General features: G+C 67.8%; 5 protein-coding genes. 1 reads left to right on the forward strand and 4 read right to left on the reverse strand.

Annotated features, from left to right (window positions below; genetic code table 11):
- The 4 genes from ACK1U9_RS12500 to glcD all read right to left on the reverse strand — a co-directional run.
- Positions 1 to 339 (reverse strand): heme-binding protein (locus tag ACK1U9_RS12500; RefSeq protein ID WP_449109927.1); only part of this gene is annotated, 339 nt, incomplete at its 3' end.
- Positions 332 to 1,567, reverse strand: a complete 1,236-nt coding sequence (glcF, locus tag ACK1U9_RS12505; protein WP_085599213.1) for a glycolate oxidase subunit GlcF — start codon at positions 1,565 to 1,567, stop codon at positions 332 to 334. The genes ACK1U9_RS12500 and glcF, both read right to left, overlap by 8 nt.
- 9 nt (positions 1,568 to 1,576) lie before the next feature.
- Positions 1,577 to 2,629: a glycolate oxidase subunit GlcE gene (gene glcE, locus ACK1U9_RS12510; RefSeq protein ID WP_108481494.1), complete on the reverse strand. Its 1,053-nt coding sequence runs from the start codon at positions 2,627 to 2,629 to the stop codon at positions 1,577 to 1,579.
- On the reverse strand, positions 2,629 to 4,128 hold the full coding sequence (gene glcD, locus ACK1U9_RS12515; RefSeq protein ID WP_108481495.1) for a glycolate oxidase subunit GlcD: 1,500 nt from the start codon (positions 4,126 to 4,128) through the stop codon (positions 2,629 to 2,631). The genes glcE and glcD overlap by 1 nt, the downstream gene beginning before the upstream one ends.
- A gap of 194 nt (positions 4,129 to 4,322) precedes the next feature.
- Here glcD and glcC point away from each other — a divergent pair, with 194 nt between their 5' ends.
- Positions 4,323 to 5,087 (forward strand): transcriptional regulator GlcC, encoded by a 765-nt coding sequence (gene glcC / locus ACK1U9_RS12520; RefSeq protein ID WP_084785154.1) that lies wholly within the window; start codon positions 4,323 to 4,325, stop codon positions 5,085 to 5,087.
- The last annotated feature ends 63 nt before the right edge of the window (positions 5,088 to 5,150 follow it).

A 5,150-nucleotide genomic window follows, 5' to 3' on the forward strand; every position in this document is an offset into this window, starting at 1 on the left:
CACGCCGATCGCCCCCACCACCTGCCCATCCACCCGCAGCGGCACGCCGCCTTCCAGGCTGGTCAGCAGCGGCGCGGTGACGAAAGCGGTACGGCCACCATTGACCATCTCCTCGTAGTCCCGCGTCTCCTTGCGCCCCAGCGCGGCCGTGCGGGCCTTTTCCATCGCGATGTAGGCGCTGGCCGGCGCGCAGCCGTCCAGGCGCTCCAGGGCCAGCGGGTGGCCCCCGTCGTCGACCACGGCAATGGTCACGTTCCATTGTTGCGCCTGAGCTTGCTGACGGGCGGCGGTGAGCACGCGAGTGACTTCGGCCTGGCCGATCACGGATTTGCTATGCATGGTGGTTCTCCGGGTTCAAGGCTGCTTCGACGATTTCGATCCAGTGCCGCACCGGTGTGCGCCCGGCCCCGTCGAGGTGGGCCTGGCAGCCGATATTGGCGGTGGCGATGACTTGCGGTTTGCCGCTTTCCAGGGCGTTGAGGCGGTTGTCGCGCAGTTGTAGCGACAGCTCGGGCTGGGTCAGCGAATAGGTGCCGGCCGAGCCGCAACACAGGTGGCCGTCCGGTACCGGAGTCAAGGTGAAGCCCAGGCGTGTCAGCAGTGCCTCCACCACACCCCCCAGCTTCAGCGCGTGCTGCAGGGTGCATGGGCAATGGAAGGCCAGGCGCTGTTCGGCGCACAGCCCCAGTTGCTCAATCGGCTCGTCACGCAGCACCTCCACCAGGTCGCGGGACAGGGCGCTGACCCGTGCGGCCTTGGCGGCGTAGCGCGGGTCTTTTTCCAGCAGATGGCCGTAGTCACGCACGAACGCGCCGCAGCCGCTGGCGGTTTGCACGATGGCCTCGGCGCCGGCTTCGATGGCTGGCCACCAGGCATCGATATTGCGACGCGCCCGTTGCAGGCCTTGCTCCTGGGCATTGAGGTGATAGTCCACCGCGCCACAGCAGCCGGCCTGCTGGATCGGCACCACGCTGATGCCCAGGCGGTCCAGCAGGCGTGCGGCGGCGGCATTGGTGTTGGGCGACAGGGCTGGTTGCACGCAGCCTTCCAGCATCAGTACCCGCCGCGCATGGCGCGGTGCGGGGCGGTGGCCGGGGGCGGTGACCCGCGCTGGCAGCTTGCGCTTGAGCGTGGCCGGTAGCAGCGGGCGCAAAGCCTGGCCGCTACGGGTCAGTGCCTTGAACAGCGCCGGGCGTGGCACCACTGCACGCAGGCCCTGGCGCAGCAGGCGCTGGCCGAGCGGGCGTGGCACCTGTTGATCGACCACGGCGCGGCCGATGTCCAGCAGGTCGTGGTACTTCACCCCGGAAGGGCAGGTGGTTTCACAGTTGCGGCAGGTCAGGCAGCGATCCAGGTGCAACTGGGTGCTGGCAGTGATCGGCGCGCCTTCGAGCACTTGCTTGATCAGGTAGATGCGCCCGCGTGGGCCGTCCAGCTCATCGCCCAGCAGCTGGTAGGTGGGGCACGTGGCGGTGCAGAAACCACAGTGCACGCAGGAGCGCAGGATGCTTTCGGCCTCGTCGGCGCGGGCCAGGTGCCGGGCGGTTTCGCTCAGGTTGGTTTGCATGGTCTGGCCTCACAGGTCCGGGTACAGGCGGCCGGGGTTGAACACCCCCTGGGGGTCGAGTTGCTGCTTGAGTGCGCGGTGGTAGCGCATCAGCGCGGTGGGCAGCGGTGGGCTGCTGGCAGGGCCAGGGGCATGGCAGGTGGCGTGGCCGCCGACCTTGGCAACCTGATCGCGGATGTGCTGCGCCGGCGCCGTGGACTTGAGCCAGCGCTGCGCACCACCCCAGTCGATCAGCTGCTGGCCGGGCAGCTCCAGCTCGCCGGTGACGATGGGCACGGACAAGCGCCACAGTGGCGCGGGGCCGGCAAAGAACGCCAGGCGCTGCTCGCGCAGGTCGCTCCAGAAGCGGCTGTCCAATGCCTCGCCGCCCAGGCGCTGGCGTGCCGACTGGACCGAGCCTTCGCCGCCTTCCAGGCGCAGGTACAGCGCGTCGCCGTCATGGCAGGCCGCGCTTATCGGCAGCGGCTGCTGGCCCCATTCAGCCAGCTCCGCCAGTGCCTGGTGGCGGCCCATCGGCAGGCGCAGGCTGAGGCACTGGCGCGGGCGTGGCAACACTTTCAGCGACACCTCGGTCAGCAACCCGAGGCAGCCGAAGCTGCCCGCCATCAGCCGCGACACGTCGTAGCCGGCAACGTTCTTCATCACTTCGCCACCAAAGCGCAACAGCTTGCCGTGGCCGGTGATCACCCGCGTGCCCAGCACATAGTCGCGCACCGACCCGGCCCACGGCCGCCTGGGGCCGGACAAACCGGCAGCGACCATGCCACCCAGGGTGGCTTCTGGGCCCAGGTGCGGTGGTTCGCAGGGCAGCATCTGGCCAGCTTCGTGCAGCGCCGCCTCGATCTCGCGCAGCGGCGTGCCGGCGCGGGCAGTCAGCACCAGTTCGGTCGGGTCGTAGCTGACGATGCCACGGTGGCTGCGGGTGTCGAGCACCTCGCCAGCCACCGGGCAGCCGAGCATGGCCTTGCTGTTGCCACCCTGGATACGCAGCGGCGTGGCCTGGCTCAGCGCCTGGTTGACCTGCTCCAGCAGGGCCTGGCTGTTGTCGCGGTCCATGCTCATCAGAAACGCTCCAGTTCGGGGAAGGGCAACTGCCCATGGTGCACGTGCATGGCGCCGAATTCGGCGCAGCGGTGCAGGGTGGGGATGTTCTTGCCGGGGTTGAGCAGGCCCTGTGGATCGAAAGCGGCCTTGACCGCATGGAACAGGGTGATTTCGTCGCTGTTGAACTGCGCGCACATCTGGTTGATCTTCTCGCGCCCCACACCGTGTTCGCCGGTGATGCTGCCGCCCACGGCCACGCACAGTTCGAGGATCTTGCCGCCAATGGCTTCGGCACGTTCCAGCTCGCCTGGCAGGTTGGCATCGAACAGGATCAGCGGGTGCATGTTGCCGTCGCCGGCATGGAACACGTTGGCCACGCGCAGGCCGTATTCGCCTGACAGTTCGCTGATGCCCTTGAGTACCCGTGGCAGTTCGCGGCGCGGGATGGTGCCGTCCATGCAGTAGTAGTCCGGGGAGATGCGCCCCACCGCCGGGAAGGCGTTCTTGCGCCCGGCCCAGAAGCGCACGCGCTCGGCCTCGTCGCAGGCCAGCCGCACATCACGCGCGCCGGCCTGGGCCAGCACGGCGGCGACCCGTTCGCAGTCGTCGTGCACATCGGCCTCGACGCCATCCAGCTCGCACAGCAGGATCGCCGCCGCGTCCACCGGGTAGCCAGCATGGATGAAGTCCTCGGCCGCGCGGATCGCCAGGTTGTCCATCATCTCCAGGCCGCCGGGGATGATCCCGGCAGCGATGATCTCGGCCACTGCCCGGCCGGCGTCCTCGACGCTGTCGAAGCTGGCCAGCAGCACCCGCGCTACCTGGGGCTTGGGCAGCAGCTTGACGGTGACTTCAGTGACGATGCCGAGCATGCCTTCGGAGCCAGTGAACAGTGCCAGCAGGTCGAAACCTGGGCTGTCCAGGGCATCGCTGCCGAGGGTCAGGCGTTCGCCCTCGACTGTGAGGATTTCCACCTTGAGCAGGTTGTGCACGGTCAGGCCGTACTTGAGGCAGTGCACGCCACCGGCGTTCTCGGCGACATTGCCGCCGATGGAGCAGGCGATTTGCGAGGACGGGTCCGGCGCGTAGTACAGGCCGTGGGGCGCGGCCGCCTGGGAGATGGCAAGGTTGCGCACGCCGGGCTGCACACGGGCGAAGCGGCCCTGCGGGTTGACTTCGAGTATGCGGTTGAACCGTGCCATCACCAGCAGGATGCCTTTGGCCAGTGGCAAAGCGCCGCCCGACAGGCCGGTACCAGCGCCGCGTGCCACCACCGGCACGCCCCGCTGGTGGCAGAGCTTGAGCAACGTCTGCACCTGCTCCAGGCGCTCGGGCAGCACCACCAGCAGTGGCACCGTGCGGTAGGCCGAGAGGCCGTCGCATTCATAGGGCTTGAGGTCTTCCTCGCGGTGCAGGATCTCGAGGTCGGGCAAGGCAGCGCGCAGCGCTTGCAGCAGCGCCGCCCGGTTCACATCGGGCAGCGCGCCATCGACGCGTTCGTCGTACAGGATATTCATCGGCTCACTCGGCAACGGTTTTGTTGTTGTTGGCAAAGCGCTCACCCTTGCAGCCTGCGCGTGGCCACGGCAGGGGTCGAGTACGGGTTGAACTGGTCCTACCAGTTTTTGCCGTGAGTACTGGTTATTGATGGCTTTGCCCGGCTAGATTGAGGCAAGCGGTCTAAGTGGTCCTACCAGCAGGAGGGTACGCAGTGGGTACTGAAGGCAAGGCCAAGGTTGCCGACCAGGTGGCCGAACGGGTCGAGCGGCTGATCGTCGAAGGCGTGCTCAAGGTGGGCCAGGCCCTGCCGTCGGAGCGGCGCCTGGTGGACAAGCTGGGGTGCTCGCGCTCGGCGCTGCGCGAAGGCCTGCGCATCCTGCGCGGGCGCGGCATCATCGACACCGAGCAGGGGCGCGGTTCGTTCGTTGCCGACCTGACGGGCCATGCGGGCGCCACGCCTTTGATGCACCTGTTCGGCTCGCAGCCGCGCACGCTGTTCGACCTGCTGGAAGTGCGGGCGTTGCTGGAGGCCGAATCGGCGCGCCTGGCGGCGTTGCGGGCTACCGAGGTCGACCGTTTGCTGATCCGCCGGCGTTATGAAGAAATGTTGGCTGCGCACGAAGCCCCGGAAGCGATCGATGCCCGTGAACATGCCCGCCGCGACCATGCCTTTCACCGGGCGATCAGCGAGGCGTCGCACAACCCGGTGCTGGTGCATACCTTGCAATCGCTCAGTGACCTGACCTTGAGCACGGTGTTCGCCTCGGTCAACAACCTGTATTGCCGGCCGGCGCAGAAGCGCCAGATCGATCGCCAGCATGCGCGGCTGTATCACGCGGTGATGGAGCAGTTGCCCGAGCAGGCGCAGCGCGCGGCGCGCGAACACATCAACGGCATCCGCGACAGCTTGCGGGAGATCGAGCAGGAGGAGCAGCGCCTGGTAAGGGCTACCATGCGCATGGATGGCTGGGGTTGAAGGCTGGGGTTGAAGTTTCGTCTGTGCCGGCACTTTCGCGGGGTAAACCCCACCCCCACGGGG

The sequence above is a fragment of the Pseudomonas sp. XP1 genome (genome assembly GCF_053557675.1).